Annotated in this window: 29 protein-coding genes and 1 pseudogene; 9 read left to right on the forward strand and 21 right to left on the reverse strand. The window is 52.3% G+C overall.

What is annotated here, in order from left to right; genetic code table 11:
* Nucleotides 1–107 precede the first annotated feature (107 nt).
* Complete coding sequence (locus AURUGA1_RS05115) at nucleotides 108–1025, forward strand: hypothetical protein (protein WP_114129162.1); 918 nt, start codon at nucleotides 108–110, stop codon at nucleotides 1023–1025.
* 64 nt (nucleotides 1026–1089) lie between these two features.
* Here AURUGA1_RS05115 and AURUGA1_RS05120 read toward each other — a convergent pair whose 3' ends face one another.
* The 7 genes from AURUGA1_RS05120 to thyX all read right to left on the reverse strand — a co-directional run bounded on the left by AURUGA1_RS05120 (nucleotide 1090) and on the right by thyX (nucleotide 9084).
* Nucleotides 1090–1920, reverse strand: a complete 831-nt coding sequence (locus AURUGA1_RS05120) for a carbohydrate ABC transporter permease (RefSeq protein WP_114129163.1) — start codon at nucleotides 1918–1920, stop codon at nucleotides 1090–1092.
* A complete protein-coding gene (locus AURUGA1_RS05125; protein WP_205214635.1) occupies nucleotides 1917–2789 on the reverse strand; it encodes a carbohydrate ABC transporter permease in 873 nt (290 codons plus the stop codon). The genes AURUGA1_RS05120 and AURUGA1_RS05125 overlap by 4 nt, the downstream gene beginning before the upstream one ends.
* Before the next feature lie 107 nt (nucleotides 2790–2896).
* Nucleotides 2897–4225 carry an ABC transporter substrate-binding protein gene (locus tag AURUGA1_RS05130; RefSeq protein ID WP_114129165.1) on the reverse strand — a complete coding sequence of 443 codons (1329 nt, stop codon included), beginning with the start codon at nucleotides 4223–4225 and terminating at the stop codon, nucleotides 2897–2899.
* Nucleotides 4226–4502: 277 nt separating this feature from the next.
* On the reverse strand, nucleotides 4503–5543 hold the full coding sequence (locus tag AURUGA1_RS05135) for a LacI family DNA-binding transcriptional regulator (RefSeq protein WP_114129166.1): 1041 nt from the start codon (nucleotides 5541–5543) through the stop codon (nucleotides 4503–4505).
* A 52-nt stretch (nucleotides 5544–5595) separates the two neighbouring features.
* Nucleotides 5596–7272: a ribonuclease J gene (locus AURUGA1_RS05140; RefSeq protein WP_114129167.1), complete on the reverse strand. Its 1677-nt coding sequence runs from the start codon at nucleotides 7270–7272 to the stop codon at nucleotides 5596–5598.
* A gap of 71 nt (nucleotides 7273–7343) precedes the next feature.
* The gene (gene dapA, locus AURUGA1_RS05145; RefSeq protein ID WP_114129168.1) at nucleotides 7344–8321 is read right to left on the reverse strand and encodes a 4-hydroxy-tetrahydrodipicolinate synthase; all 978 of its coding nucleotides are present in this window, start codon (nucleotides 8319–8321) and stop codon (nucleotides 7344–7346) included.
* Nucleotides 8322–8346: 25 nt separating this feature from the next.
* Nucleotides 8347–9084, reverse strand: a complete 738-nt coding sequence (thyX, locus tag AURUGA1_RS05150) for an FAD-dependent thymidylate synthase (protein WP_114129169.1) — start codon at nucleotides 9082–9084, stop codon at nucleotides 8347–8349.
* Nucleotides 9085–9160: 76 nt separating this feature from the next.
* On the opposite strand from thyX, the gene AURUGA1_RS05155 reads away from it, so the two are divergent.
* From AURUGA1_RS05155 to AURUGA1_RS05175, 5 genes are read left to right on the forward strand one after another with little or no spacing between them, the layout of a single operon-like run.
* Nucleotides 9161–9610: a thioredoxin family protein gene (locus tag AURUGA1_RS05155; RefSeq protein ID WP_114129170.1), complete on the forward strand. Its 450-nt coding sequence runs from the start codon at nucleotides 9161–9163 to the stop codon at nucleotides 9608–9610.
* Nucleotides 9600–10136 carry a DUF4395 domain-containing protein gene (locus AURUGA1_RS05160; protein WP_114129171.1) on the forward strand — a complete coding sequence of 179 codons (537 nt, stop codon included), beginning with the start codon at nucleotides 9600–9602 and terminating at the stop codon, nucleotides 10134–10136. Before AURUGA1_RS05155 ends, AURUGA1_RS05160 begins: the two co-directional genes overlap by 11 nt.
* A gap of 45 nt (nucleotides 10137–10181) precedes the next feature.
* Complete coding sequence (locus AURUGA1_RS05165) at nucleotides 10182–11102, forward strand: TIGR01777 family oxidoreductase (RefSeq protein ID WP_114129172.1); 921 nt, start codon at nucleotides 10182–10184, stop codon at nucleotides 11100–11102.
* A gap of 9 nt (nucleotides 11103–11111) precedes the next feature.
* Nucleotides 11112–11606, forward strand: coding sequence for a cation:proton antiporter regulatory subunit (locus AURUGA1_RS05170; protein ID WP_114129173.1), 495 nt, complete (start codon nucleotides 11112–11114; stop codon nucleotides 11604–11606).
* A 3-nt stretch (nucleotides 11607–11609) separates the two neighbouring features.
* On the forward strand, nucleotides 11610–12809 hold the full coding sequence (locus tag AURUGA1_RS05175; protein WP_114129174.1) for a cation:proton antiporter: 1200 nt from the start codon (nucleotides 11610–11612) through the stop codon (nucleotides 12807–12809).
* On the opposite strand, the gene AURUGA1_RS05180 is transcribed toward AURUGA1_RS05175, so the two are convergent.
* From AURUGA1_RS05180 to rpsP, 10 genes and pseudogenes are all read right to left on the reverse strand, one after another.
* Entirely contained in the window at nucleotides 12772–13680 is a 909-nt protein-coding gene (locus tag AURUGA1_RS05180) for a tyrosine recombinase XerC (protein WP_114129175.1), read from the reverse strand. The genes AURUGA1_RS05175 and AURUGA1_RS05180 overlap by 38 nt on opposite strands.
* A 14-nt stretch (nucleotides 13681–13694) precedes the next feature.
* Complete coding sequence (dprA, locus tag AURUGA1_RS05185) at nucleotides 13695–14750, reverse strand: DNA-processing protein DprA (RefSeq protein ID WP_114129176.1); 1056 nt, start codon at nucleotides 14748–14750, stop codon at nucleotides 13695–13697.
* Between the two features lie 97 nt (nucleotides 14751–14847).
* On the reverse strand, nucleotides 14848–15171 hold the full coding sequence (locus AURUGA1_RS05190; RefSeq protein ID WP_096380642.1) for a DUF2469 domain-containing protein: 324 nt from the start codon (nucleotides 15169–15171) through the stop codon (nucleotides 14848–14850).
* Between the two features lie 23 nt (nucleotides 15172–15194).
* Nucleotides 15195–15824 carry a ribonuclease HII gene (locus AURUGA1_RS05195; RefSeq protein WP_114129177.1) on the reverse strand — a complete coding sequence of 210 codons (630 nt, stop codon included), beginning with the start codon at nucleotides 15822–15824 and terminating at the stop codon, nucleotides 15195–15197.
* 5 nt (nucleotides 15825–15829) lie between these two features.
* On the reverse strand, nucleotides 15830–16555 hold the full coding sequence (lepB, locus tag AURUGA1_RS05200) for a signal peptidase I (RefSeq protein WP_114129178.1): 726 nt from the start codon (nucleotides 16553–16555) through the stop codon (nucleotides 15830–15832).
* A gap of 130 nt (nucleotides 16556–16685) precedes the next feature.
* Nucleotides 16686–17033: a 50S ribosomal protein L19 gene (gene rplS / locus AURUGA1_RS05205; RefSeq protein ID WP_096380636.1), complete on the reverse strand. Its 348-nt coding sequence runs from the start codon at nucleotides 17031–17033 to the stop codon at nucleotides 16686–16688.
* 132 nt (nucleotides 17034–17165) lie between these two features.
* Nucleotides 17166–17861 (reverse strand): tRNA (guanosine(37)-N1)-methyltransferase TrmD, encoded by a 696-nt coding sequence (gene trmD, locus AURUGA1_RS05210; protein WP_114129179.1) that lies wholly within the window; start codon nucleotides 17859–17861, stop codon nucleotides 17166–17168.
* Nucleotides 17861–18493, reverse strand: a complete 633-nt coding sequence (gene rimM / locus AURUGA1_RS05215; protein ID WP_114129180.1) for a ribosome maturation factor RimM — start codon at nucleotides 18491–18493, stop codon at nucleotides 17861–17863. Before rimM ends, trmD begins: the two co-directional genes overlap by 1 nt.
* Nucleotides 18450–18686, reverse strand: coding sequence for an RNA-binding protein (locus AURUGA1_RS05220; RefSeq protein ID WP_096380627.1), 237 nt, complete (start codon nucleotides 18684–18686; stop codon nucleotides 18450–18452). Before AURUGA1_RS05220 ends, rimM begins: the two co-directional genes overlap by 44 nt.
* Nucleotides 18687–18838: 152 nt before the next feature.
* Nucleotides 18839–19258, reverse strand: a pseudogene (gene rpsP / locus AURUGA1_RS05225) (30S ribosomal protein S16); the annotation flags it as partial.
* Nucleotides 19259–19518: 260 nt separating this feature from the next.
* Here rpsP and AURUGA1_RS05230 point away from each other — a divergent pair.
* Both AURUGA1_RS05230 and AURUGA1_RS05235 read left to right on the forward strand, forming a co-directional pair.
* Nucleotides 19519–20652, forward strand: a complete 1134-nt coding sequence (locus AURUGA1_RS05230) for a glutamate--cysteine ligase (RefSeq protein ID WP_114129182.1) — start codon at nucleotides 19519–19521, stop codon at nucleotides 20650–20652.
* A 9-nt stretch (nucleotides 20653–20661) separates the two neighbouring features.
* Nucleotides 20662–21459, forward strand: a complete 798-nt coding sequence (locus AURUGA1_RS05235) for a class II glutamine amidotransferase (RefSeq protein WP_114129183.1) — start codon at nucleotides 20662–20664, stop codon at nucleotides 21457–21459.
* Here AURUGA1_RS05235 and AURUGA1_RS05240 read toward each other — a convergent pair.
* Nucleotides 21456–22022 carry a CoA-binding protein gene (locus tag AURUGA1_RS05240; RefSeq protein ID WP_114129184.1) on the reverse strand — a complete coding sequence of 189 codons (567 nt, stop codon included), beginning with the start codon at nucleotides 22020–22022 and terminating at the stop codon, nucleotides 21456–21458. The genes AURUGA1_RS05235 and AURUGA1_RS05240 overlap by 4 nt on opposite strands.
* Entirely contained in the window at nucleotides 22022–23314 is a 1293-nt protein-coding gene (locus AURUGA1_RS05245) for an O-acetylhomoserine aminocarboxypropyltransferase/cysteine synthase family protein (RefSeq protein WP_114129726.1), read from the reverse strand. Before AURUGA1_RS05245 ends, AURUGA1_RS05240 begins: the two co-directional genes overlap by 1 nt.
* Nucleotides 23315–23415: 101 nt before the next feature.
* Between AURUGA1_RS05245 and AURUGA1_RS05250 the strand changes: the two genes are divergently transcribed.
* On the forward strand, nucleotides 23416–23931 hold the full coding sequence (locus tag AURUGA1_RS05250) for a 2-phosphosulfolactate phosphatase (RefSeq protein WP_162784065.1): 516 nt from the start codon (nucleotides 23416–23418) through the stop codon (nucleotides 23929–23931).
* A 4-nt stretch (nucleotides 23932–23935) separates the two neighbouring features.
* Here the strand turns inward: AURUGA1_RS05250 and msrB are convergent, their stop codons facing one another.
* Both msrB and AURUGA1_RS05260 read right to left on the reverse strand, forming a co-directional pair.
* Nucleotides 23936–24340 (reverse strand): peptide-methionine (R)-S-oxide reductase MsrB, encoded by a 405-nt coding sequence (msrB, locus tag AURUGA1_RS05255; protein WP_114129186.1) that lies wholly within the window; start codon nucleotides 24338–24340, stop codon nucleotides 23936–23938.
* Nucleotides 24341–24373: 33 nt separating this feature from the next.
* Nucleotides 24374–25219 carry an ABC transporter permease gene (locus AURUGA1_RS05260; protein WP_114129187.1) on the reverse strand — a complete coding sequence of 282 codons (846 nt, stop codon included), beginning with the start codon at nucleotides 25217–25219 and terminating at the stop codon, nucleotides 24374–24376.

The following is a 25219-nucleotide window of genomic DNA, read 5'->3' on the forward strand; positions in this document are numbered from 1 at the left end:
GACGCGCGTCGATATTATCGAGGATACTTGATGAAACGCATTGAATCACAATCCTTTGACACACAGTTTCGGATTTATTTTTCACCCCTGCCCAGCATAGAAAGAAAATGCATATGATCTCGCGAGAACATGAATGGATTTGGGACTCGTGGTACGTCGTCGAAGATGAAACGCTCCATGCTTTTTATCTCATGGCACCAAAATCCCTCGGAAATCCAGACCTGAGACACATCAATGCGAGGGTGGGGCATTCCATTTCACACGATGGGTATTCCTGGATTCACCTTCCTGAAGCACTTGGACCAACCCTCGGTGAAAGCTTTGACAACCAAGCCATTTGGACCGGAAGCATTGTCAAACACAACAACAATTGGCACATGTTCTATACCGGTATCAACACCAGCACTAAAGAAAGACAGCAAGCTCTCGGACACGCTGTTTCTGATGACCTGACAACGTGGAAACGAGTCAGCGACTCCCCCATACTCTCGGCTGCCGCTCCGTATGCACTTCTGGGCAATGACAGAGATGGCGCAGAGCACTTCCGTGATCCTTGGGTCTTTTTCCACGACGATTTCTGGCACATGCTCATCACAGCAAGTGACGAAGATGGCTGGGGCACAGTGGCTCATGCAACTTCTCCGGATTTAGAAACCTGGCAGCTCAAAGAGCCACTGATTGCAGATAGTCAATTTAGACAGTGTGAAGTGACTGAAACCATCCAGATAGATGGCGAATGGTTCCTCTTTTTCTGCATGGGGCCTCGCGATGTGGAACGCCCAGGGATCGCACAAGGTTTCGGAACTTATTGCGTTCCAGCTGCAGGACCATTAGGTCCTTTCGACTTAGATCGAACAACCCTTGTTGCAGATGAAATCTATGCTGCCCGGGTGGTCGAGTTTAAGGGCGAGTGGTTACTTCTTGGCTTTGGCGACACAGGTAACCCCGGAGGATTTACCGGCGTGATCTGTGACCCGATCAAGCTCGAACGCTCATCCGAAGGATTGATTCATCGCATAGGTTGATGCCAGATGGAGAATGGGCCCCAGCGACTGATGTCACTGGGGCCCATTCTCGTGTGCACTGAACTTACTTCACTGCACCTGCAGAGATACCTGAAATGATTCTCTTCTGCATGAGGAAGTAGAAAATCAGAATCGGAATGATGGATAGCAGAAGACCTGCCATGGCAAGACCGTAGTCTGAGGTGTACTTTCCATAGAAGACGAAAGTACGCAGCGGAAGAGTCTTCTGGTCGGAATCAATCAAAACTACTGAAGGCAAGAGGAAGTCGTTCCACACCCACAAAGCGTTGATGATGGCAACCGTTGCCGTGACAGGTCCCAACATAGGGAAGATGATCTTCCTAAATGTTTTGAACGGAGAAGCACCATCAATAGCTGCGGCTTCATCAAGTTCGTAGGGGATGTTCGAAATAAACCCGTGATACAAAAAGGTGGATAACGCGACACCAAAGCCCACATAGAAGAATGCGATGGTTATTTGGTTTCCGGGAAGGTTCAAGCCGCGCTCTCCGAAAAGACCAACGAATGGAATCATCAGTGCTTGGAAGGGCACAATCATCGATGCCACCAGAACGAGGAAAGTGATCGCAGAAAACTTAGTCTTTGAGCGTGAAAGGTAATAGGCCAACATCGACGAGGTGATGATGATGGCAATAACACTGATGATTGTAATGATCAATGAGTTGGTTAGAGCTTGCCAGTAGCCCATCTTCTTGATGGCATCAGTGAAGTTTTCCCACTGCCACTCAACTGGAAGAGAGAGAGGGTCATTGAGTACCGCACGCTTTTCCTTTGCGGAGTTAAGAACCACCAAGAGGAAGGGGAATGCATAAATTACAGCCAGCACACTGGCGAAGATGAAGAAAAAGATATTAATTCGTTTTGCGCGTTTCATCGCTGGACCTCCATCCTCTTAGAAATGACGACTTGTGTGAGAGCGGCAATCGCGATGACAACGAACATGATGATTGCTTGGGACTGCCCAGCAGTGAAGTTTCCGTAGCCGAAAGCTTCACGGAACACATGAAGCGAGATCAGCTCTGTGGTTCGGTATGGTCCGCCACCGGTCAACGCAAGGTTGAGGTCATATGCCATAAATGCGTTACGGATGGTGAGGAACAGCGAGATGGTGAAGGCCTGAGCCATCAGGGGAAGCTTGATGTAATACAAGGTCTGCGCGTTGCTTGCTCCATCAATAAAGGATGCCTCAAGAACATCTTTTTCGATGCTCATCAACGCTGTGACGTAAATGATCATCATGTAACCGGACATCTGCCACACGGTCACAATGACCATCGCCCAAAATGCTGTGGTTGTATCCAGTAGCCAGTTCTTTTCAAAAATGGGAATACCAGATGCTTTGGCCATAACTGGAAGGGCTTGACCGAAAATAAATTGCCAAATCAAACCGAGGATAACTCCACCGATAAGGTTTGGCACAAAGAATGTGGTGCGCAGGACGTTGACACCGCGCAGAGGAATTGTCACCAGCAGAGCAAGACCGAAAGCTACGACGTTAACAAGAACGAGGGAAGCAGCCACATAGGCAATAGTCAAGCTGAGGGACGCCCAGAATGATTCGTTTTGGAAGGACTGGATGTAGTTGTCGAAACCGACGAACTTCGTGACATCGAAGCCGTTCCAGTCAGTGAAGCTGAAGTAAAGTCCGCGAGTGAAAGGGACTACAAGTACGAGGGTGAAGATGGCCAGCGGGATCAGTGCAAACACTGCAAAACGCTTGATTTCTTCTGTACGTCTTCTCATCTTCATTGACCTTAGCTGTGAGGGCGAGTTGCCCGGGGCCCTAAGGCCCCGGGCAACTCTTTTACCACTGTTGTTAGATTAGGGGATTCCTAATCAGAGAAGAAGTGTTACTTCTTCCAGGCTGCTTCGAGCTCTGCAGCGAATGCAGCGCGGTCGATCTGGCCATCGTAGTACTTCTGAGCTGCAGCACCGTATGCGTCCTGCAGACCAGCTGGGTAAGCGCTGTTGACCCACTGCAGAGTCTTACCTGCAGCGATGTACTTAGCGATTTCCTGTGCCATGTAAGTAGCTGGCTCAACTTCGAAGCCCTCGTAAACGGGGATGAAGTTCATGCCGTCCTTCTCAACTGGACCAGCCCAGAATGCCTGACCCTCAGGAGTGGTGAGGAACCAGGTCAGTACAGCAATAGCGGACTTCTGCTGCGCTTCGGTGGACTGCTCGGTGTCGATCATGATGTAGAAAGGAACACCAACGGAGATGTTCTCGTTCGCAGCCGAACCAGCGTTGTCGTTGATTGGCAAAGGCATGATGCCGAATTCACCATCAGGAGTGGTGGTGAGGAGGTTTGGCTCTGCCCAGTTACCCATGAACCAGAAAGCGGTCTGACCGGTTGCAAGGTTCTCAACAGCGACATCGTAGTCAGAGTCAGCGATGGTTGCGGTGTCAATGGTGTTTGCCTTCAGAAGATCGAAGGTGTCCAGCCAGTTGATGAATGCAGGGTCATCCATGAGTGACTTACCACCAGCGGTGAGCTCGTCAAGAACAGCAAGCTGTCCTTCAGCGGTCTCAGCTGCGTTTGCGTGGTAAACGTTGGTGAGGTGAGCACCCAGTGACCACCACAGACCGGAGAAGTGCATTGGCGAAACACCAGTTGCTTCAACAGCTGCGAATGCGTTAGCAAGGTCAGAGCGGGTCTTGATTGCTGCGGGGTCTACACCAGCTGCGTCAAGAACTGCCTTGTTGTAGAGAAGACCGAAAGCTTCAGCAGTAACGGGGATACCGACCTGCTTGCCATCGATGTTTGCTACGTCAAGGGTTCCAGGAGCTGCGAGCTCAGCCAGAGGCTGACCGGTCCAGTCCATAACCTTGTCTGCCATGTCAGGAAGTTCCTGAAGAGCAGTCATGATGGTTGGTGCTTCACCAGCTTCGTACATGGTGGTGACGGTCTGGAGGAATGGCTGGTCAGGAGACTCAACGATGGTTACGGTGGTGCAATCGGTGTTAGTTGCGTTGTAGGTGTCGATTGCGTTGGTGAACTGGTCCTGGATCTCAACCTTGATGGTTCCAAGCCATGTGATGTCGGTTACTTCCTTGCAGTCCGCAAAGTTTGGGTTGCTGGAATCGCTTGTTGCACATCCGCTCAGCATGAGGGAGGCGGCAACAGCAGTAACAGCAATACCGGCAACGGCTGCTTTCTTACGGCTAAAAACTGCCATAGTTTTTTCCTTTCGTAGCGAAGGGGTTTACGGCCTCAATCCCCCGAAGGGTTTCTCTCGCTTTCACGAGTGGTGAGTAAGACCGTGTACTTTCCTTCTTCTGTGATTACCTATCTCATTGGTGGCCTTGCGGTCACGCAACATCATTGGTGCTTCTAGGTTCGACGCGCGTCGTCGACGCGCGTCGATAAAGACAAATCTATCGCGTCTTGCTGAGCTCTGTCTACAAATTTTGGGCAATTTCTTGATTTGTAACCAAAATGTGATTCTGCGGTTGTCAGCGAGAAGGCGAAGCCGTGCTTCCGCGATCAACAAAGTGGGGGGCAGACAAGTGTTGAAGAACTGATTTGGTATCCCCGTTCAGACGTGCAACTAAATACTGTCCGGCCATTCGGCCTAAATCCTTACCCTCCACACCAATGGTGCTTTGAGCAGGAACGGTGAGGTTTGCAGCAATTTCCGAAAGACCCAGAGACATGATGGACATGTCGCGAGGAATCTCGAAGCCAGCAGTCGCGATCACCTCGAGCGCACCAATCATGGCTGGTTCGTTAAAGCCAATAACTGCCGTCACTTCTGGGTGTTCTTCGAGGAGTTCTGTCATCGCTGCACGACCAGATCGAATCGTCGCTGGCATGTGCTTCATGTGCATGTTGATACCAGCCCGTCGAGCTTCTTCAGTCAAACCTGACTCTGTTCTGACTGCAGGACCATATCCAGCAGCCACCAACTCATCACCAATACCAATGAAACCGATGTGCTTATGCCCCAGATCCCCCAGGTGTCTGATTGCCATGGGTCCCCACTGTGAAAAGTCAGCGTCTACGTAGGTCAAATTATCTGAATGATCTGTTCTACCGATGAGGCAAAAAGGCATTCCTGCCTGCTCCAGCACGTCAACGCGAGGGTCATCGGCGCGGACCTCCATCAGGAGAACACCCTCAACAAGTCCCTGATTGACAATCTTCGTCAGAGAATCAATGTCTTCCACCGCATTGGGCCACAGCAGAAGTTGATAACCCTCTTCAGAAACCGCCTCATTAGCAGCTTGAACATATTCGAAGTCAGTCTCATTAAATCCACGCTCACCGACGGGAAAGAGCAAAGCAAGAATTCCAGATTTTTTTCCTGCGAGCGCCTGAGCCATGGCGTTGGGAACATAACCGAGTTCTTCCATCGCGGCAAAAATGCGTTCTCTCGTTTGCTCACCGATGGGCCTGACACCAGTCAGCGCGTAACTCACAGTGCTCTCCGAAACACCAGCTAGACGCGCAACGTCTGCACGGGTTGCCTGCTTTGGCTTGACGGGTGTTGACATGTCAACAGCATAAACCTTGTCGTCGACACGCGTCGACTACTTATTCGATGAATTACGCCTCAATGACAAGTGGAATAATCATGGGGCGGCGTCGATAGCTCTTGGACACCCACTGACCAACAGTTCGTCGAATGACCTGCTGCAAAGAATGCGTGTCACGGACACCGTTATGCGCTGCCTCTTGGAGTGCCTTGGCAATAGCGGGCTTGATCTCATCAAAGACAGCATCATCTTCTGCGAAGCCCTTGGCGTGAATCTCAGGCCCAACAATGATCTTGCCCGTGGCAGGATCCACCACCACGATGATGGAGATAAATCCCTCCTCGGCAAGAATGCGACGGTCCTTGAGATCGTTATCGGTAATCTCGCCCACGCTGGATCCATCGACATAGACATAGCCGATGTCGAGCTGCCCAACTACTCGAGCGATTCCTTCCTTGAGGTCAATGACTGTTCCGTCTTCGCCCAGGATGGTGCGATGCGCATCAACACCAGAATCAATAGCGAGGTTGGCGTTGGCAACCAGGTGACGGTATTCGCCATGAACAGGAAAAACATTCTTTGGCTGAAGGATGTTGTAGCAGTAAAGCAACTCCCCCGCTGCTGCGTGACCTGAAACATGCACTTTGGCATTGCCTTTATGAACAACTTTGGCGCCTAGCTTAGTCAGGCCGTCAATGACCCGGAATACCGCATTCTCATTGCCGGGAATCAAACTCGACGCAAGGATCACCGTATCCCCTGGGCCCACCTCAATCTGATGTTCCAGGTTTGCCATACGAGCTAAGACCGCCATGGGCTCACCCTGTGAACCAGTGGACATATAGACCAAGCGGTCATCGGGAAGCTCTGCTGCCTTTTTGGCATCGATGATGGTTCCTTCCGGAACTTCCAGGTAGCCCAGCTCTGCCGCGATGCCCATGTTGCGCACCATTGAACGCCCCATCAAAACAACATGTCGACCGTTTGCCACCGCAGCATCAATAACCTGCTGCACACGGTGGACATGAGAGGAGAAGCTAGCCACGATAACACGGCGCTTTGAACGATGAATCACACTCTCCAAAACAGGACCAATGTCACGTTCTAGTGGGGTGAATCCGGGGACATCCGCATTCGTCGAGTCTGGGAGGAACAGATCAACACCTTCTTCACCGAGACGCGCAAATGCACGAAGGTCTGTCAGGCGACCATCAAGGGGAAGTTGATCCATCTTGAAGTCGCCTGTGTGAAGAACAAGTCCAGCTTCTGAACGAATAGCGACAGCAAGCGCATCGGGGATGGAGTGATTGACCGCAACAAATTCGAGTTCATAGGGACCGAACTGCTCCCTATCCCCCTCCTTAACCTGAAGCGTATATGGCTGAATGCGGTGCTCTTTGAGTTTCGCTTCAATCAACGCAAGCGTCAGGCCAGAGCCCACCAAAGGAATGTCGTTTTTCAAACGCAAAAGATAAGGAACAGCACCAATGTGGTCCTCATGCCCATGCGTGAGAACAATGGCAAGGATGTCATCCATCCGGTCTCGGATGTAGCTGAAGTCGGGGAGGATGAGGTCCACACCTGGCTGGGTCTCTTCAGGGAAAAGAACACCGCAATCAACAACGAGAAGCTTCCCGTTGAGCTCATAGACAGTCATGTTGCGACCGATTTCACCCACTCCACCGAGTGGGACTACGCGCAGCGTTCCGGGTTCTAAAGCAGGTGGGTCAAATAATTCGTTAGGCATATTCCTCTTACGAGTGTGAGTCAGTTAAGACTCGTATTCACGCCCTGGCGGTTGCCCTGACGAGTGTGGCGCTACCGTGTAGTGCCGGCGATTTTGGGCAATGCTCCGCCTGCGGCGGCATTGCGATCTGGACGGAAGTTAGAGAAATCAACGCCCTCAATTGCTCCAACGAGAGCAATCTCGTCTTCAATCTTTGCTGCTTCCCACTCTTCAGGACCAACAAGTGGCAGACGAACACGGGGACTACCAATTCTGCCCAAACCGTGGAGAACATATTTAGCGGCAACAGTGCCAGGCACGTGTGTCATGATGGCGCGAACCAGAGGCTCCAATGCCATGTGTTGCTGCGTTGCTGAAGTGAGGTCACCGCGATTGACCGCATCCACTATTGCACGGTAGGGAGCCGGGGCGACGTTGGCTGTGACACCAATCAAGCCGGAAGCTCCGATAGCCATGTGCGGTAAAACGTTGGCGTCATCGCCCGAGAAGTACAACAGGTCTGTCTGGTTGAGCACACGGCTGACCTCACTGAAGTCCCCCTTGGCATCTTTGACTGCAACGATGTTGGGGTGCTTGGCCAAACGCAGAATTGTTTCGTACTGAATCTGGATACCTGCACGACCAGGGATGTCATACATGATGAAGGGCAGGTCAGTTGCATCCGCCACCATACGGAAGTGGGTGAGGACACCAGCTTGTGTGGGCTTGTTGTAATAGGGCGTGACAGCCATGATGCCGTCAGCACCAGCCTTGGCGCTCTTCTTTGCTAGTTCTATGGCGTGCGCTGTCTCATTTGAGGGACCACCCATAATGATCTTGGCGCGATTTCCAGCAACCTTCTTGCCAACCTCAACCAGCTTGACCTTTTCATCGTCGGTCAACGTGCTGGTTTCACCGGTGGTACCGGTGACAACAATGCCGTCGGCGCCGTTGGAAACAACACTGTCGATATGTTTTTCAACATCGTTCCAGTCGACTTCACCGTCTGCGGTGAAGGGAGTTACGAGCGCGACAAGGACCTGTCCGAAGGGGTTTTCTGCTGTAGCCACAAATTAAGCGTATCGCTGGAGCTGATTAGGGCGAAACACGGCCGTGCTCATTGAACGCCTCATAGGTCAGCGGCATGAGCTTTGCCCACTCGTCTTCCATCTTTTCAGCAACCATTTCAATCTCTCGCTGAGGGAAGGAAGGAAAGTGCGTTCCTTCTCGCTTAGTGCGCAACGAAAGGAAGTTCATCAACGAACGAGCGTTCATGGTGACGTACATCGAAGAGTATGTCGCTACCGGCAGAACGCCACGTGCGACCTCACGAGCGATACCTGCTTCGAGCATGCGCTCGTACTCTTGGTAGGCCACAGTGACGGCATGAATAGTTGCTTCACGGGTGAGGGCAGCTTGTTCTGCAGTCCCGGGAACAAAGTCATACGCACCTGGTTTACCGACCTGAATGAGGTTACGGTCTGGGGCTGGAACATAAAACACAGGGTTCAGCTCACGGTAACGAGCAGACTCTTCGTTGTATGAGGCAATGCGGTGACGCATGAACTCACGGAAGACGAAGATAGGAGCCTGCACATAAAAAGTCATCGAGTTGTGTTCAAAAGGAGAGCCGTGGCGATCACGCATCAGGTAGTTGATAAGACCCTTGTCGCGCTTCTCATCCTCTGCACGTGACTCAGGAGTGTGCATGGACTCTTCGAGAGTCTGCTCCCCCTGGGTCGATACACGTGCCGCAAAAAGCACATCAGAGTCATGGGCACTCGAGCGCACCAATTCAACAGTTACATCTGAACGAAATTCAATCTCAGCCACGGATAAAACCTTACCCGTCGTCACGTTACGTCATACTCGGCACGACGAAGATAAAGAGAAATAGTCTTTAACCACCATGGATCTCTCACTCATTCTGCTGCTGATCGGCGGACTCATTGTGGTCTCGACCGCAATAGGTTTTCTCGTCAAAGCAACTGAGGGGCGTGCCAAAAAACAAGATGGCTTGACCCGAGTCAACCCTGCGAACCTGGGTGAAGGTATCCAATTTGGAAAAATCGGAACCCTTCTCCAATTCAGCTCTGAATTTTGTACAAAGTGCCCAGGAACACGTAAATACCTGACTCAGGTCGCATCCCAATACCCGGGTGTTACTCATGTGGATGTAGACCTCACACACCGGCAAGATCTCGCTCAACAATTCAATATTCTCCAAACCCCGACAACCTTCATCCTCGATGACAGTGGTGCTATCGCCGCTCGCATTGGAGGATCCCCCAGACCTGAGGCAGTAATCTCTGCCTTAGAAATCGCAATCAAGAGAGAGCACGACAGCTATGTCATCTAAGAAGCCCAACCCGCTGGCAGCTCAGCCTGGAACCCGAGGCATCGATCCACGTGGCCCCCGCTTTGGTGCCACCCTCACCCTCATCACGCTCACCATAGAGCTCATTGTGTTACTGGCTAACCCCACCGCCCTTTCTGCGAGCAATTCTGTATTCCAAAATCTCTTCACTCCGGCCGGTTTACTGCTTGCGTACATCACCGTCATTTTTGCCATTGGTGCGTTTGGCGGTATTTCCAAGCACCCCTACGGCTCTATCTTCAAAGCTTTGGTTCGACCTCGTCTTTCCGCACCCGAGGAACTTGAAGACCCCAAGCCACCAACATTCGCCCAACTTATTGGTTTCATCATTTCGCTGGCAGGTCTGGTCTTCGCAGTGCTCGGGATTACTACCGGCGCAGTAATTGCCGTTGCCTTTGCCTTTATCGCGGCATTCTTGAACTCGGTGTTTGGTTACTGCCTGGGATGCCAAATCTATGTTCTGCTCGTTCGCGCAGGTATCGTGGGACGCGGAGGCGCATCCGCGTAACTCGAAATATATTCGAGCCACGGCCGCCTTCTCAAGGAGGTTGTGGTGGCTCGTGCGTTAACGGTTCTCATCGCTGGTGGGTCAGGGATGATTGGCTCAGCTCTTTCAGTGCTATTGCAGGAACAAGGTCACGTTGTTTGCCATCTCTCGCGAAATCCCTCCAGCTCCGCTTCCAGTGTTCAGTCATTTTCCTGGGCTCCTGGGGCGGATCCTTTGGACTTAGACCAGCTAGCACAAGGCATCGGAAAACCCATTGATGTGATTGTCAATCTGGCAGGATCAACCATCAGCAAAATGCCGTGGACAGCCACACGCAAGAAAATAATTCTCGACTCTCGCATTGCATCGACGAGCACCATTGTGGACGCGATTGCCCGAGCTCAATACAAACCCGAGGTGCTGATTAACGGCTCTGCTGTCGGATTTTATGGAGACCGCGACAACGAGATTTTGACTGAATCTTCTTCACAAGGGGTTGGTTTCCTCGCTGAAGTTGTTGCCAAGTGGGAAGAAGCAGCGATGCCGGCAACACAACACACTCGAGTTGTCTTGGCTCGAACTGGGCTTGTCCTCGGTGACCATGGAGCTTTAGGCCCTTTGAAACTCATCACAAAATTCTTTGCATCCGGCCCACTAGCCGGCGGCAAGGACTGGTGGCCGTGGATCAGCTTGGAGGACGAAGTCCGCGCGCTGGCATTTTTGATTGACCACGATGTCACTGGCCCGGTCAATCTCGTTGGCCCTGAATCTGCAACCTCTGCGACCGTCATGAAAGAGCTTGCCCATCAACTCAAACGGCCATTCTGGCTACCAGCGCCTGGCTTCGCCATTTCGCTACTGTTAGGTCAAGCAGGTCGTGAACTTCTTCTCTCCAGCCAACATATTGTTCCAGAGGTTCTGTTAAGTTCTGGTTTCAGCTTCACTGATCAGACAATTTCTGAGGGTGTGCGCTCAGCTCTGAGATAACGTGGAGGTATGGGTGTACGCATCGAAAAAATTGACCTGCCCGGTATTGGTGTTCGACACGACGTCGTAACTCAAGAGGGACAACGCATCGGGGTATTGAGTTACCGAGATGGTAACCGTGAGGTTGCCCTCTACGATCCAGAAGATCCCGACGCCATCTTGGGCTCTGTGGAACTCACTGGCGATGAAGCGGCAGCACTATCTGACCTCCTCGGTCACGCAGCACTTCTGAGCCAACTCTCTGGATTGGGTGGCGGCACGATAGGGCTATATACCGAACAGCTCATGCTTCCTGCAGATTCCAGATTCCTCGATCGTCCTCTTGGAGATACTCAAGCCCGAACCAGAACTGGAACCTCCATTGTTGCCATCCTGCGTGGCAAAGATGTGATTGCCTCACCTACTCCTGCAGAAATTCTGCGACTAGATGACCTCATCGTTGCCGTAGGAACCCGCGAAGGTTTGGACAAACTGGACTCATTGCTCGCACACAGCCAGGTATAGCCCATGCACGACGAAACCTGGATGCTGATTGAGGTTGGAGCTTTGCTCCTTGGCCTCAGTCTGCTCGGTCGCGTCGCAATCAGGTTCGGCCAATCCCCCATCCCGCTGTATATGACAGCAGGGTTAATTTTTGGTTCTGGCGGAATACTTCCTCTTCATGCCAGCAACGACTTCTTAAGCTCAGGCGCTGAGCTAGGCGTTGTCTTGTTACTTGTCATGCTTGGTTTGGAATATTCACCTGCTGAACTTGTGGGCAACCTCAAATCCTCCGCACGAGCCGGAGTATGGGATGCCTTACTCAATGCCATCCCTGGTGCATTATTTGCCCTTATATTGGGCTGGGGCCCCGTTGCCGCACTGGCCATGGCTGGAGTCACGTGGGTTTCTTCCTCCGGGGTTATCGCCAAAGTATTGAGAGATCTCGGACGTCTGGGTAACCGTGAGACGCCGATTGTGCTGTCAGTGTTGGTTCTAGAAGACCTAGCCATGGCGTTCTATCTGCCGATCTTGTCCGCCGTTGTGGTCGGGGCTAGTTTGGCTCAGGGTGCGATTACAGTCGCAATTGCTGTCGGCTCTGTTTCCATTGTCTTGTTCCTTGCAGTTCGCCAAGGTAAGAAGCTCTCTCGCATCTTTCACGCCGAACAACCAGAATCACTGTTGCTTGGTGTTTTGGGGCTCACAATGTTGGTGGCCGGACTTGCCGCCGCTGTTCAGGTTTCCGCAGCTGTTGGCGCGTTCCTGGTTGGTATTGCCCTCTCAGGACAGGTTGCACACAATGCAGAAAAACTTCTAGCACCACTGCGTGATCTTTTTGCCGCTATCTTCTTTGTCTTTTTTGGCCTGACCACAAACCCTGCAGACATCCCACAAGTTTTCATTCCTGCTTTGATTTTGGCCATCATCACGATGTCGACCAAGGTTGCGACCGGTTACCTGGCAGCAAAGAGCGCAGGAATTGGTCGCCCAGGTCGCTGGCGTACCGGTGTGGCTCTCATGCCGCGTGGAGAATTCACGGTGATCATCGCTGGTCTTGCTGTCTCTGCTGGTGTTCAGCCACTGATTGCGCCCATGGCGGCAACCTATATGCTCATCACGGTGATATCTGGCCCAGTACTTGCCAGAATCACCGACACAGCTTGGTTCAAGCAGCGCATGAAGCTTGCCGCTAAGCGCGAGGGTGCGCTTGCTGGTAGCTCGAAGTAAGTCGCTCCATAGAGACGTGAGTATATATCTGGGTTGTTCCCATACTCGCGTGACCGAGCATTTCCTGAACTATTCGCAAATCAGCGCCGCCATCTAAGAGGTGAGTCGCTGCGGTATGCCTGAGAGCATGGGGGCCGGCAGGCCCTGAACCGCTTAGAGGTTCCAGTAATGATGCGACGAGCCCATAGACAGCTCGGGTGCTCAACCGAGCACCTCGGGCCCCAACAAAAAAAGCTGAGGTTGCTGCTTTACCTTCCACCAGGATTGTGCGCGCGCGAAGAAGATAGTCCGATAATGCAATAGCTGCAGGATTACCAAAAGGAACAACGCGCTCCTTTGAACCTTTACCCAAGACTCGAACTGTCAGCCGATCTAAATCGATATCCCCCAGATTCAACCCAACCAGTTCTGATACACGAAGACCTGATGCATATAGAAGCTCCACAATTGCCAGATCACGCAACGCAACCGGCTCTCCATCAGCAGCATTACTGGTGAGGACGTCAAAGACGTCCTGCAGTTGGGGTTGTGAAATAACGCGAGGAAGAGACTGGTCGGCTTTTGGAGATTTCAGGCGTGATGCTGGATCTGTTTCCAGGAAACCCTGTCGCCTGAGCCACTGTGTGAAGCTTCGAGCACTGGCTGTGCGCCTGGCCAATGTTGTCTTCGACAACCCTGCCTGAGCAGACTCATAGAGCCAATCTCTTAAGAAAGCGAGAGTGACATCGGAGACAGCTTCGCGATTTTTGCGTTCAGCAAATGAGCTGAGATCTTTCAAGTCTGAGGAATACGCCTTGATGGTGTGCTCCGAATAGCCGCGTTCAGCACTGAGGTACTGCATGAAGCCATCCAGAGCACTGTCGATACGCATAGCTCAAGAATGCCTCATTCAACCTCATCGAGCATGTCAGCTGGCGGAGTGTGCTGTGGAAGTAATTCACACATCTCAGCTGCTGTTGTCACGCAGATGGCGTCGTATTCACGAAGCAGGCGATGACATCCAGCCGAGGAGGCGCTCGTGACAGGTCCCGGCACGACTCCCAGTGGCCGATTGAGGGTGGCCGCATGGTTTGCCGTGTTCAAGGAACCAGAACGCCATCCTGCCTCCATAACAACCGTGGCTTGGGTCGAAGCAGCAATAAGCCGGTTTCGTAAGAGGAACCGCCACTTGGTTGGCGAGTACCCACAGGGTGACTCTGCAAGAACAAGACCACTTTCGATGATCCTGCTCAGAAGTGCATCATGTCCGCTGGGATAGAACCGATCAACACCCCCGGCGAGAAAGGCCATCGTGGTTCCTCCCACTGCCAAAGCGGAACGATGCGCCATGCCGTCAATGCCATAGGCAGCGCCAGAAACGATGGCTATGTCCTGTTGCGCAAGAGTGGAAACCGTTTCCATCGTGACATGCTCGCCATATCCCGTTGATGCCCGTGCGCCGACAACCCCTAGCGATCGAGCGAATTTGCTTAGGGCATCACGATTCCCCCTCGCCCACAGAGCCAGGGGTGCGTGAGCCGCTAAATCATCAAAACCTCGTGGCCAATCCTCATCTTCTGGGGTGAGGAGAAATGCACCAAAATGTCCAGCATGGACAACTGCATTGAGTGCATCTCTCGAGCTCAATCGGGGTATCCACCGCTGTAAGCCTTCAGCGATGTCTTCAACGAGGTCCGCGAACTCTTGCTGGAACTCAATTCGAGATTGAACGATACGGGCAATCTCATAGGCTGTGCGGCATTGTATGAGCAGTTCAATTGAGTCTTGTGCTCCCACAGCACTAACAAGCAGGCCGGCAACTCTGTCCCCTGCTTCTGTGAGGGTGCCCCACACTGCTCGAGCAAAGGACGTGGCAAAATCACTGCTTCCTGAATCTTGTTGTCGAACAGGTTTCATGTATTCGGTAACGGCAGATTCAGGTAGTCCGCAAATTGTTGTCATGATGACCTCCGAAGAGAATCAACCATGGAGGCACCATCAGGAAGAGAACAACATTGTCTTCTGTTGACGAAACTTCTCTGAGTGTTGTTGTTGAGAACTATTCGTCGAGTGCGAGTTCTTTAGGTAGTTCAAACTCTTTGGATGAGAGTTCCTCTACGTTGACATCTTTGAATGTCAGTACCCGAACGCTTTTGACGAAGCGATCTGCACGGTAAACGTCCCACACCCACACGTCAGTCATCGTGAGCTCGAAATAGAAGTCGTGTTCTGCATCAATGCGCTTTACATCAACTTCGTTGGCTAGATAAAAGCGGCGTTCTGTCTCGATGACATAAGAAAATTGCCCTACAACGTCACGATATTCGCGATAGAGCGCCAGTTCGGCCTCGCGGTCGTAGTCATCGAAGTCTTCTTCATCCATGGTGAATCAATCCTATGATGTTTTTACTTCACCCAACTTGCGCGGTGATATGGGGTGAGGCCTCTCGTTTTGATGGCTTCCATGTGCACTGCAGCACCGTAGCCTTTATTTGACGCCCAGCCATACTCAGGATGTTCACTATCCAGAGAAACCATCAATTCGTCACGAGTCACTTTGGCAACAATTGATGCAGCAGAAACTACTGCACAATCCTGATCTGCTTTCACCCTCGTGACGACAGGAAGTTTGCTGCTTAAAGCGGGGTTGAGCCAATCGTGCGAACCATCCAACAAGACTGTGGCCTCCCCCACAGAAACACCGTCATGGTGAAGCATCGTCAGTGCTCGTTTTGCCGCTAGTCCCAAACAAGCAGTGATCCCCAGCTCATCAATCTCAAGCGCAGATGCTTCGCCAACGGCAGTGGGCGCCCAGGCCTGAACTTCAGGAAAGAGTGCAGTGCGCTTCTTTGCAGAAACGAGTTTTGAGTCACGCAGTCCCGAGGGAAACTCTGTAACTGAAGGGCCAATGGCACACACCCCCACCATGACTGGTCCTGCCATTGCTCCACGGCCGACCTCATCTATCCCGATAATCAGCCTGGCTCCAGAAGCAAACATTTCCGCCTCGACACGAAGGGATGGTTCAACTGGCATCTGATCTACTGCGCTGCTGGGGCCGGTGGAACATCGGCAAAGACTTCAGGATAGTTCGACAACCATTCCCAGCGACTCATTGGCCAGCTCAGGACAAAAGCTCGACCGACAACGTGATCGATACCTACAAAACCTTTGCTGGGGGTTTCCGTGTTATACCGGGAATCTTTTGAGTTGTAGCGGTTATCACCCATGACAAACAAGGAATGAGCTGGAACAGTTACATTGAAGTCGATGGCCGAGGCACGTGTTTCACCCGGTGGGATGGTGATGTAGGGCTCCGAGATGGGGACACCATTGACAATGATCTGTCCCTCAGCAGTGCAGCACTGCACCGTGTCACCAGGCATACCAATAACCCGTTTGATCAAGTGATCGTTACTATCTGGCGAAGCTAAACCGAAAAGTGACAGCACCCACTCCACGCCGGCCTGAGTTGGGCTGACCTCAACAGGCGGCCTTGCTGGTAGCCAGCCCCCTGGGTCTTTGAAAACGACAATGTCACCGTGTTCAACACTGACAACCTGGGGAACAAGCTCATTCACAATAACCCGGTCGTCAATCATCAGAGTCTGTTCCATCGAAGCTGAAGGAATGAAGAATGAGCGAATGAGAAAGGTTTTCACAACGAATGAGACCACGATGGCGATACCAAATATCACCAAGACATCGCGGACAAAAAACAACACTGAACGCCAGAAATGGCGCGTTTGTGTTGTGGTGTCTGTCATCTGGTCAGTTCTCCCCTGCAGGTCAAGTCTAGGTTGCTGATTCCGTCAAAAGCCTGTGTGGCGTGTGTGAAACTCCCAAAAGAGGCAAAAAGATAACCCCCACTGGGTGGGGGTTATCGTGATGAAGATTTTAGAAGTCGCGCTTCTCTTTGATTTTCGCCTTCTTACCGCGCAGGTTACGCAGGTAGTACAGCTTGGCGCGACGAACGTCACCGCGAGATACGACCTCGATGTGGTCAATAACTGGCGAGTGCACGGGGAACTTACGCTCCACACCAACCTGGAATGAAACCTTACGAACCGTGAAAGTTTCGCGAACGCCCTCACCGGAACGACCGATAACAACACCCTGGAATACCTGGATACGAGAGCGGTTACCTTCGATGATGTTTACGTGAACCTTTACAGTGTCACCGGCGCGGAACTCTGGAATGTCGCTACGCAACGATGGTGCGTCTACAGCGTCAAGAATGTGCATGATGTATCTCAATCTGTACAAGCCACAGGTCTCATACGTGAATGATGAAAAGAGAGTGTGCTGTGATGAAAGTTTCAGTGCCCCCTGTGGCAGGGTGAAACCAACGGCACAAGTGATAATTCTGCCAGAAATTTACTCAGGAAGTAAATCGGGCCGAATCCGCTTGGTGCGCTCCAGCTGTTGTTCGTGCCGCCATGCAGCAATAGCTGCATGGTTTCCCGACAGTAATACTTGAGGAACTTCGAGATCGCGCCATACAGCAGGCTTGGTATAGCTGGGATATTCCAGCAACCCATCCTCGTGACTTTCTTCAACAAGAGAGTCCGGATTGCCCACAACACCTGGTATGAGACGTCCAATCGCCTCAATCATGGCTAGAGATGCCACTTCCCCGCCGTTGAGAACATAATCTCCCAACGAAATGGGGCGCACTGTCATTCGGGTAGCAAAGTGGTCACTGACACGCTGGTCGATACCCTCGTATCGCCCACAGGCAAAGATGAGTTGTTCTTCCTGAGAAAGTTCTTTTGCTACTACTTGCGTAAAGGGCTCCCCCGCAGGTGAAGGAACAATCAAAACAGGACGCTGCGAGCTATCTGGATCAGCCAGAATGGCGTCCAGAGTGTCACCCCAGGGCTCTGGCTTCATCACCATGCCAGCGCCTCCGCCATAGGGAGTGTCATCGACGGTTCGGTGCTTATCTGTTGTCACGTCACGTAGATCATGCACGTGCGTTTGGAGGAGGCCAGACTGCCGAGCTTTACCCAGGAGCGACACATCCAAGGTTGCGAAGAACTCAGGGAAAATTGTGACGATATCAATGCGCATTAGGCCTCGCGGGAATCCTCAGGGAGATTGTCGTCTTCATCATCGGGAAGTTCTTCAAACAAGCCTCCCGGTGGAGTGAGAGTCACGATCCCTTTCTCGATATCCACTTCAGGAACAATTGCCTTCACAAAAGGAACCATGACTTCGCCCTGAGCGGTTTTGACTACGAGGAGGTCCTGGGCGGGCAGATGGTCAACACGAGCAATAGTGCCAACCTCGATACCATCACGAACAGCCTTCAAACCAGTGAGCTGGTGGTCGTACCAGGCTTCTGGTTCTTCAGGAAGAACAGAACTGTCGTGTTCTACCCACAAGATTGCTTTGATGAGAGACTCGGCAGCTGTGCGATCGGGCACATCTTTGAAAAAAGCTACGGGGTGTGAGTTGTACCAACGGAGTTCACTGAGCTCAATAGTTTTCCCGTGCCAGGGTGACTCTTCAGGAACCTGAAGTGAGAAAACAGCTCCTGGAACAAAGCGCTTCTCAGGTTCGTCAGTGTACAGCTCAACTTTGATTGCGCCTTTGAGGCCGTGAGCCTTTGTCAGACGCCCGACGCGAAGTTGGGTCTGCCTGGGTTCAGTGGTCACGTTAGGCGTCAGTGTCGACGACGTCGACACGAACCTTGCGACCATCAGCTAGGGCGTTCACAACTGTGCGAAGAGCCTTAGCAGTGCGGCCAGAACGGCCGATAACGCGGCCAAGGTCCTCGGGGTTCACATGAACCTCGAGGACCTCACCACGATTGTTTGAACGCACAGCAACTTCAACGTCATCAGGGTGTTCAACGATTCCCTTGACGAGGTGCTTGACTGCTGATGCGAGCATGTGTGTTAGGCCTGTTCCTCGCCAGCTGCTTCTTCGGCAGCCTCAACAATTTCCTCAGCCTCGGCAACAACCTCAGCTGCTGCCTCTTCGACGACAGCCTCGGCTACTGCTTCTTCAGTAACTTCTTCAGCTACTGCTTCAATAACGGCTTCCTCAGCTGCGGCCTCTACGACGGCTTCTTCAGCAGCTTCAACAGCTGCCTCTTCCTTCTTAGGTGCCTTTTCAGTCTTAGGAACGAGTACTGGCTTCTTCTTGGTGTCGACAACGAAGGCAGCCTTGGGCTCAGCAACCTTGATGGTGCTCTTTGCATTCTTGTCGCCCTTGAAGATTCCCCAGTCACCGGAGAGCTTCAGAAGTGCTTCAACCTGCTCGGTTGGCTGTGCGCCAACGGAGAGCCAGTACTGAGCACGCTCTGAGTTAACTTCGATGAAAGAAGGGTTCTCAGTGGGGTGGTACTTACCGATCTCCTCAATAACACGACCGTCACGCTTTGTGCGTGAGTCTGCTACGACGATGCGGTAGTAAGGCGCACGGATTTTTCCGAGGCGCTTCAAACGGATTTTGACAGCCACAATTCTCCTGTGAGTGATGTGTAGTGGATGAACTGACGACCGTGAGCGTGGGGGCACACTCGGTACAAGCTCTAGGGATTCAAGACATATCTGATTAGAGGGTCGGATATGAATCAAACTCGACTTCCTATTCTGGCAGATTGTGGCGTTGTATTGCTAATCGTTACGCCCGGTTCGGCGAGCTCTTCCGCTTTCGTGTCACCATGAACCAAGCGAAACATCTGTTTAGCGTTATTCAATGTCTGGGTTGGGGTGCACTAGTGAACGTTTCTTTTGCACCTTCAGCACGCTCAACCGTTGGTATCGAATGGGAAATCGCACTGATTGATAAGCAATCAGGGGAATTGCAGAATGTCGCCGACAAGGTGCTTGGAGAGCTCTACGGCCCCGATTTCTCGGCGCATCCCTTCATCACAGGTGAATTACTGATGAACACCGTTGAGCTGGTTTCTGACGTGCACAATACCGTGGGCGGTGCTGTTCAGGATCTACGAGGACAACTTGCTGAAGTCCGACACGTTACAGACCCACTCGACATTGACTTGATTTGCTCGGGAAGTCACCCCTTTGCACAGTGGCAGGAACAGGTGGTCTCTAACAAGGCCCGATATCACAAGCTGATTGAGCGAACTCAGTGGTGGGGTCGCAACATGATGATTTGGGGAATCCATGTTCACGTTGGCATTGAAGATAAGTCAAAAGTTTTCCCCCTCCTCAACGCACTTTTGTCCTACTATCCACACCTGCAAGCACTATCTGCTTCAAGTCCGTTTTGGGCTGGCGAGGCTACCGGCTATGCCTCTAATCGTGCTTTGATGTTTCAGCAGCTCCCTACCGCGGGACTCCCCTATGACCTCCCCAACTGGGAATCATTCGAACACTATGTGGATGACCTCACTCGCACTGGAATCATTGATGTGGTCTCTGAGGTGCGCTGGGACGTTCGCCCTGCCCCCAAATGGGGCACGATTGAGTTCCGCGCCTGTGACGGCCTTTCCACTGCGGAAGAAATCGGCGCGGTAGCTGCGTTAACGCAGTCACTGACCGAATGGTTCTCTGCCAAACTCGACGCTGGTAAAGAACTCCCCCACCTCAAGCCATGGTTCGTGCGTGAAAACAAGTGGCGCTCTGCCCGTTATGGCCTTGATGCAACAATCATCATCGATAATCGCGGCACAGAAGTGCCTGTGCGAGAACACATTCATGCTCTACTGAGCCAGCTGCATCCGACAGCTGAAAAGTTGGGATGTGCCCAGGAACTCGAACATATCAACTTAATTCTGGGGAAAGGCGCCAGCTATCAGCGCCAACTTGCCGTCTTTGAAGAAACTAAAGGTGATTTGCGGGATGTGACACTCTCGTTAGCTCGCGAATTGCGCAACGGGCTGTCGTAGAGTTTTCACGTGTGTCGACTCCTCGGTTATGCTGCTCCGGTGCCTCGAACGGTGGCATCTGTGCTTGGTGGCGCCCAGTCGCGAGTCTTTCTTGACATGGCAAAACTTCACCGTGACGGCTGGGGTTCATCCTGGATTGATGAATCCGGTGACGTGGAGCTCGAATCGGTCAAACAAAACAGCTCTGGGTTGGAAGATCAGCAGCTTCTCGACGCCCTAAGTCGTTTTTCAGCCAAGGCCAAAATCATTCACCTCCGCCTGGCAACAGGTGGCATGGCCTGCGAGCCAGAAAACACCCACCCGTTTGTTTCAGGCAACATTTCTTTTGCTCACAACGGTTCTTTCCCTGACCTCGCCGTCGTGGAGGAGATGCTCTCTCCCAGCGTGAAGGCGGGAATCAAGGGCGATACCGATAGCGAACGCTATTTCGGCCTGATTCAAACCTATAGAGAGCATGGAAGTACGCTCTCCAAAGCAGCACAGAAAGCTGCAGGCATGCTGCGTTCGCTTTTCCCCACATCAAGCCTGAATGCGCTGGTTCTCTCCGAAACGCAGCTCATTGCCGTGCATGCATCATCGGGAGCCCCGAGCCCCATCGAAGAGTTCGACAAGCGCGGTATCGACAAGAGCACCTTGCCAGCAGACCACGATGATTCCTACTACCTCATGCGCATGAAACAGCGCGTAGATGGAACCATCGTCTTTGCCTCCAGTGGCTTAGATATTGACGACTGGGAACCACTGGAACACGACAGTGTCACCACCGTGGATCTGAAAACTTTGAAGTTTGAAACAGTCTCGATCTAGCGTTCGAGCTTCTTTGCACTGATCACACCCGTGTCAAAGCCCAGCAGGTGCAATCCACCGTGGAAACGGGCGTGCTCCACCTTGATACAGCGGTCCATCACCACAGTGAGGCCCTTTTCCTCACCATAACGAGCAGCTTCTTCGTTATAGATACCAAGCTGAACCCAGATGGTCTTTGCCCCAATTGCCACAACATCATCGATAACTGAAGGGATGTCGCTGCCCCTGCGGAAAACGTCCACAATGTCTGGAACTTCAGGCAGCGATGCAAGGTCTGGATAGACCTTCTCCCCCAAGATTTCGTCAGCGTTGGGGTTGACGAAATAGACCCGAAAATCACTGGAAGAAAGGAGATATGTCCCCACGAAATAGCTCGATCGAGAAGGGTTGGGAGATGCTCCCACAATCGCAACCGACTGAGCATTATTGAGAATACGCTGGCGCGCTTTAGCATCCGGACCAACCCAGGTGCGCTGCGACTTGAGCAACTTAGCAAGTGGTGAATTGGCAGGCAATTCACAACTGAGGCCATTAGCAAGCTGCGCGTTGATTACTTCTGCCATTATTTGCCCTCCACAGCCTTGGTTAATGCCTGATCGAGGTCATAGATGATGTCTTCAACATCTTCGATGCCCACAGACAAGCGAACGATGCCGGGTAGAACACCTGCATCCAGCAGCTGCTGATCGGTGAGCTGAGCGTGTGTCGTTGATGCAGGGTGAATCACCAGAGTCTTTGCATCACCAATGTTGGCCACATGGCTAGCAAGTTCAACAGATTCGATGAACTTTCTGCCAACTTCACGGCCACCCTTGACGGAGAAGCTAAAGACAGAGCCGGGACCCAGGGGCAAGTACTTTAACCCACGCTCATAATGCTGGTGGCTGGGCAGACCTGCCCAGTTCACAAACTCAATACGACTGTCCTGAGCCAACCAGTTTGCAACTTCGCGAGCATTGTCGATGTGAGCTTGCATCCGATATGGAAGCGTCTCAACACCTTGCGCGAGTAAGAAGGCAGAATGCGCAGAAAGTACAGGCCCAATGTCGCGAAGCTGTTCCGCACGCAGACGGGTCAAGAAGGCATATTCGCCGAAGTTGCCACCCCAGGTCAAACCACCGTAGGAGGGAACTGGCTCGTCAAAGAGGGGGAATTTGTCGGTGTTCCAATCGAACCGACCTGACTCCACAACAACACCACCCAGCGTCGTTCCATGGCCACCCAAGAACTTGGTTGCCGAGTGAATAACCACGTCCGCACCCCATTCAATGGGGCGGCAGAGGTAAGGAGTCGCAATGGTGGAGTCAATGATCAAGGGGATGCCGTGAGAATGAGCAACTTCAGCAAGTCCCTCGATGTCCGCGATCTCACCAGAAGGGTTTGCCACCGTCTCGGCATAGATCAATTTGGTCGCTGGAGTAATCGCGGCTGCGTAGTCTTCAGGGTTAGCCGACTGCACAAAAGTGGTTTCCACACCGAAGCGGCGCAGGGTGATATCAAGCTGTGTAATGGATCCGCCGTAGAGGTTGGCGGATGAAACGATGTGATCTCCTTGCCCAACTAGTGAAGCAAAGGTGATGTACTGCGCCGAGAGCCCACTGGCAGTCGCGACGGCGCCGAGACCACCCTCCAGACTGGCAACGCGTTCTTCGAAGGAGGCCACCGTTGGATTGGAGACGCGGGAGTAGATGTTCCCATATTTTTGCAAAGCAAAACGCGCAGCGGCATCAGACGTGTCATCAAAAACGAATGCGCTGGTCTGATAAATCGGAAGAGCCCGGGCACCCGTGGTTGAGTCAGGTATATTCCCTGCGTGGATAGAGCGGGTTTTGAACCCGTATTCGCGATCTGCCATAGCACCAAGATTATGGAAGTCACAGAGTTGGCGCACACCACGAATGTCATACTGCGTCACACGAGAAAGTGATGGTGTTCAGCCTCGGGCAGAATGTTGCTATGGAACAAACTCGCTACCAAGTTCGGTTTGACTGGGCCGCCGCTGGCGCCCATGCCATTGGCACAAATGCAGATGTCATCGTCTGGGTCGATGCCATTACCGAACCCGGAAGCGACGTCGATCTGAAGACTCTCCCCCAGGGTCCCGTTGTTGTTTTCACAGATCTCACTTCGGCACACGCAGTGGCACAGTGGGTAATTGACCTGCAGGTGAAACTAGCTAAACGCATCTTGATTGCGGTCGTTGCTGCAGGCTCAACTCGTGATGGACAGCTTCGGGTGACGACAGAGGACCTCCTAGCAGCAGGTGCTGTAGTAGACCAACTTGCTGCGCTGGGCTTGGATGCAACATCCCCCGAAGCTGCTGCGGCTGAGGCTGCCTACCGTGGCCTCTCCCGGGCTACCTCACACCTTCTTACTGCTGTGACCACAACAGCAAAAACTAAACCCACTTCAGAACAACTAAAGGTAAACCCTCAACTCACGGTTGATGACGTGAAGGTTCTCAGAAGCTAGAGAATTAGTTCTCTTGAGCCTCGAAGTTCAACGAAATCGAGTTCATGCAGTAACGATCGCCTGTAGGTGTACCAAAGCCATCGGGGAAGACGTGACCGAGGTGAGAGCCACACTTGGCACACAACACTTCGGTTCGCTCGATGCCCAGAGAGTGATCTGGGCGAAGCTCCACTGCATCTGGTCGAACGGATTCATAAAATGAGGGCCAGCCACAGCCTGAGTCAAACTTGGTGCCGGCAGTGAAGAGTTCGTTGCCACAGGCTTTGCAGGTGTAGATTCCGGCACGATCTTCATCGAGAAGCTCTCCAGACCATGCACGCTCTGTCGCTGCTTGGCGAAGTACTGCGTATTCTTCAGCAGAAAGCTCTGCTTTCCACTGCTCGTCGTCTTTTTCTACCTCGTATGCCATGAGCTCATTCTAAAGGAGTTGCCTGAAGGAGCATTAAGCCCAGCGACGAACAGCCCATTTCTCAAACAAACCCAACAATGCGTCTGTTGTTTTACCAAAGACGGCAAGCAAGATAATCGCAAGGATCACTCTGTCCGTGCGGCCATTGTTTTGGGAATCTAGGAGTAAGAATCCAAGTCCCGCCGAGGATGCAATCAATTCCGCGGCAACCAGGAAGAGCCAAGATTGAGCTAAAGCAAGACGCAAACCAGAAATAACCGAAGGAACTACTGCAGGTAATTGCACAGTTTTAAATAGTTGATAGCCAGATAAACCGAATGCGCGACCGGCTTCCACTAATTGCTTATCTACGTGACGAAGCGCCGCGGCAACTGTTGTGTAGACAGGAAAGAATGCGCCTATAGCAATCAGCGTAACTTTGGATTCTTCGCCGATCTTCAACCACAGAAGCAGTAGCGGAACCCAAGCTAAGGATGGGACAGCGCGAATTGCGCCAAATGTGGAGCCAAAGAAGTAGTCCCACACTTTGGCGAGACCAACAATGGCTCCGAAGATCAATCCGAGTGTTGCGCCGATACTGAAGCCGAGCAGTACGCGTTGGACAGAGATACCAATGTATGGCCCCAGCTGCCCACGTTGAATGAGGTCAATAAATGCCTGCCACACCATTACTGGTGAGGGAAGCTGCCCAACGGTGAAAACACCCATCATGGTCGTAATTTGCCACAGCAACAAAATTGCCAGAGGCAATATAGAGCTGATGAGGATTCGACCAGCACGTGTAGACGTCAGAGGAGCACGACGAACTGATCCCCCACCCTTGTGGACATTCTTCCCCCGAGTCTGTGCTCTGGGTGTGGAATCAGTCGTCGTGCTCAT

It is taken from the genome of Aurantimicrobium sp. MWH-Uga1 (genome assembly GCF_003325955.1).
Lineage (GTDB): Bacteria > Actinomycetota > Actinomycetes > Actinomycetales > Microbacteriaceae > Aurantimicrobium.